Annotated in this window: 2 protein-coding genes; both read left to right on the forward strand. The window is 44.1% G+C overall.

Annotated features, from left to right (window positions below):
• The coding region (locus A3761_RS03780; RefSeq protein ID WP_304439578.1) for a helix-turn-helix domain-containing protein at nucleotides 1-405 on the forward strand (405 nt) is incomplete at its 5' end.
• Nucleotides 406-534: 129 nt separating this feature from the next.
• Nucleotides 535-1,119: hypothetical protein (locus A3761_RS03785; protein ID WP_156491573.1), on the forward strand; the 585-nt coding region annotated here is incomplete at its 3' end.

Here is a 1,119-nt window from a genome sequence, read left to right on the forward strand (position 1 = left end):
GGACTCAGAATCACGAGCGATGCCAAGCACCTCCTCACTCAATATGATTGGCCCGGAAACGTACGAGAGTTAGAACATATGCTCAGCCGCTCAGCATTAAAAGCGATTGCTGATCAAGGCCGACACAACCGTTCCATCGTTATCGACGCCTCCTACCTGGATATTCACCTTCAAAACGGTCAGCCAAAAACTAACGGCAAGGAACACCCGCTAGTGAATGAAGCGAACAGCAACCTTTTTTCATTTACACCAAAAGGGAATCTTAAAGACGCAGTCGATGATTTCCAGAGAAATTATATTATTCATATTCTGGACCAACATCAGGGAAACCAGGCGGCTGCAGCACGTGACTTGGGCGTAAACCGAAGTAATTTCTATCGCTTAATTAAACGCCTGGAGCTATAAAGGCTTTAAGAGAAGCAAAGCTTTCCCTTGATTCAAGTCTAAAGTTCATCATAATTAGCTAAGATCTGACCGTTGGCGTCTGCATGAAGCAATGCGACACAAGCTCACTTTTCTTAGGCGTCTTTTACTATGCAAGCTTTAGAGTGGTTATTACCGCAGTTGTCCACAACAACATGGACAGCACATATTCTGGTATTTGTATTCAACATTGGCTTATTCCTGTATGCAAAGCCGATTATAAGCTTCATTGATGGCGCACGTGATAGCGGCGTCAAAGTCACACTGTTTCGCGCCTTAAACGGCCTGGTGCTGATTCTTCATATCGTCCATCTGGTTTTTCTCAGACTCAACAATAGCTACGAAAACTTCTTTATACACTTGGGTTTAAGTCTCACCACTCTGTATCTCAGCATCCTGATTTACAGTATTTGTAGCCGCCAATCTCGCAAGAAGTTCGGCCTCGAAAAAGTTGTTGATGAGAAGCCTGTTTTTCTAGACACCTACTCAAGCCGTCTAGTAGATATCATTATCCTGTTTGTCATCATTCTGGCAACGCTGTTCACCCTCATTAAAATTTGGGGCGCCGATAGTATGCTGGAAACGACTGGCATATTCGGAATCCTATTTGCCTTCCTAGCCTTTACCAGCAACATCTGGGCACCTGATATTATTAGCGGCTTAATCATCCTGAATACGCAAATTCTCGAAGACGGA

The sequence above is a fragment of the Oleiphilus sp. HI0123 genome (assembly GCF_001635315.1).